Origin of the sequence: Aphanothece stagnina RSMan2012 (assembly GCF_046764815.1) — a bacterium.
GTDB lineage: Bacteria > Cyanobacteriota > Cyanobacteriia > PCC-6307 > Cyanobiaceae > NIES-981.
Genome location: NZ_JBKOUC010000062.1, coordinates 1 through 2,281, shown reverse-complemented (window position 1 = coordinate 2,281; position 2,281 = coordinate 1). Strand labels below are relative to the sequence as shown.

3 protein-coding genes are annotated in these 2,281 nt (G+C 47.4%); 2 read left to right on the top strand and 1 reads right to left on the bottom strand.

Features of this window, described 5'->3' with window-relative positions:
• A partial coding sequence (locus ACLNEE_RS16665; protein ID WP_412007422.1) for a hypothetical protein occupies positions 1-655 on the bottom strand: 655 nt, incomplete at its 3' end.
• A 110-nt stretch (positions 656-765) separates the two neighbouring features.
• Between ACLNEE_RS16665 and ACLNEE_RS16660 the strand changes: the two genes are divergently transcribed.
• The gene (locus tag ACLNEE_RS16660; RefSeq protein ID WP_411424831.1) at positions 766-1,059 is read left to right on the top strand and encodes a transposase; all 294 of its coding nucleotides are present in this window, start codon (positions 766-768) and stop codon (positions 1,057-1,059) included.
• A complete protein-coding gene (locus ACLNEE_RS16655; RefSeq protein ID WP_411424830.1) occupies positions 1,059-2,003 on the top strand; it encodes an IS3 family transposase in 945 nt (314 codons plus the stop codon). The genes ACLNEE_RS16660 and ACLNEE_RS16655 overlap by 1 nt, the downstream gene beginning before the upstream one ends.
• Positions 2,004-2,281 lie beyond the last annotated feature (278 nt).

Here is a 2,281-nt window from a genome sequence, read left to right as displayed (position 1 = left end):
CCTGTCCAATTATGAAATACAAGAAAAGAAATAGAATAGATGTGGATGCTAACTTGGATGCAATGAAGAGTACAGAACCGATGGACGAAGAAGATTCGTTCAGAGCCCGTATACTCTCTTCAGAAAGGTAAATCGTATTGAGATACAGCGCTAGTGCTGCGACTAATAAGCCGAAAAAGAGAAGTGCTAGCAGCGTTTTGGAGTTAGATTTCAGTTCATTGACCAGTTTTTGAGTAATTGCACTTTCAAGAAACTTAGTCTGTTTCTTATCCCAACTAGATGTTAGTAGTTCGAGTTTGCTGTAGAGTTCTTCGGCGCGAGCGAATCTTCTATCAAAGTGCCCGTATTCAGCCAAAAGTACAATCGCCGACCAACGATTGAAAAAGTAGGACGCTATGCTCCACAGCTCTTCAACTATCCTCAATGCCATATCTACGTCGCTGGAGTTCTTAGAGAAATAAGAATTAAGAACTGAGGGTTCACCGGCTAGGCTCACGAGTTCTCGGAGATGTGATGAGGCCTCCTTTGCTTTCTTGTAAGCGTCTCTAAGTTCAACAGAGCTAAATGAATGACCAATTGGGTAAATTAACTGTCTCAACAGCGCAGTTTTTTTACTGATCCGCATAATACGTGAGTGGTGCTCGTTGTCAGTCATTGACTTCGATAGTAGAAAGCTCACTACAGAATCAACCTCTTCAAGATGGTCCGTTCTAGCCCCCTAAAAAGTTGGACACGTATCTTTGTCATCCACGAAGGAGTTCACGGATGTCACCACGCAGACGATTCACAGAGGATGAACGACGAGCGATTCTGAAGGAAGTAGATGAACATGGGCTATCAATAACGATACGGAAGCATGGCATCAGTGCTTCTCATATCTATTCCTGGCGAAAGAGAACGGAGTCAGATGCACCATCCACCACTGGCTTGGAAGCAGAACTTCGTCGCTTGCGTCAAGAGAATCAGCAACTCAAGGAAATGGTAGCGGAGAAGGAACTCTTCATCCGCATCAAGGACTCGCTGCTAAAAAAAACACTATCACGCGGGAAGACCGACTGATGGTAGCACATGAATACACGGAAGCGGGCTATCCCCGTCGGCGCGTACTGAAGGCGTGTGGAATCGCCTCCAGTAGCTACTATTACAGACCGAAACCTGGTTCTCGTGGGAAGCGTGCCAGTGCTGTCACGTTTGATACATCGGGACGCTGTTACAGCAATGTCGAGATCATGCACATGGTGTGCGAATATCTCAACAGAGAGTTCGTCGACTACGGTTACGCCAAGGTTACCAAATGGCTCCAGCGAAAGGGCTTCATCATCAACCGGAAGAAGGTCTTACGGTTAATGCGTGAGCAGGGTATCCTCCTTGGTAGACCAAAGCGTCCTAGCTCTGGGAAGGTGTGGGTGAAGGAACTCCTACCACAAACAAGAAGGCCATTCGAGTATCTCGAGTTCGACATCAAGTTCGTGCGCATAGACGGTATGGGTCGTCATGCGATGCTGCTCACGGTGCTTGACGTCCTCAGCCGTGCCAACGTGGGTCACATCCTTCAATGGTCGATTCGGAAAGAAGATGTTATTGCTCTTTTCGAAACGATCTTTCGCAGTATTCCGCTACCAGAACACGTCACTGTTCGATCCGACAACGGTAGTCAGTTCGAAGCAGGACTGGTGCGCGATTACTTCAAGGAACGCAGTGTGCAGCAGGAGTTTACCAGGCCGGCAACACCCGAGCAGAACGCTCACATTGAAGGCTACCACAGCGTCGTCCAGCGAGCTGTCTGCGATGCCCTGGAGCTTCACAATCTTCAACAAGCCCAACAAACATTTGACCGGTTCCGTGACTTCTATAACCTCGAGCGTATTCACTCCGGCATCGGATATCGAACACCAGAAGAGGTACTCAAGATGTACGGTATCACCATTACGACCCCAAAGCAGCCAAGCACAATCACTAACAACCTATTACAAAACATGACGAATATTGTGTCCAACTTTTAGGGGTCCGGTACAACGAAAGCGACAATCTATCTCATGGATGAAATGGAGATACACGGTTTGTGCACTGGAAACTGCCTCCGATTCAGAATATGCAAAAGGGATCAGGGACCCATCAATGTATGTATGAGGGTAAGCGACGCACTCTTTTGCTATGACGCACAGCAAATTCTTCAAGGAGAGTGTGATACTGTTCTCTTGCTCCAGTACAAGGCAGCACCGCCATCTGTTGTCAAGATGGTGTTGATGGTTCTCATCGCAGAAACAACGGTATGGAAACT

Bases quoted from the DNA above. Each gene is read 5' to 3' on its own strand.
- ACLNEE_RS16655 (WP_411424830.1), top strand. From the start codon at position 1,059: ATGGTAGCACATGAATACACGGAAGCGGGCTATCCCCGTCGGCGCGTA.
- ACLNEE_RS16660 (WP_411424831.1), top strand. From the start codon at position 766: ATGTCACCACGCAGACGATTCACAGAGGATGAACGACGAGCGATTCTG.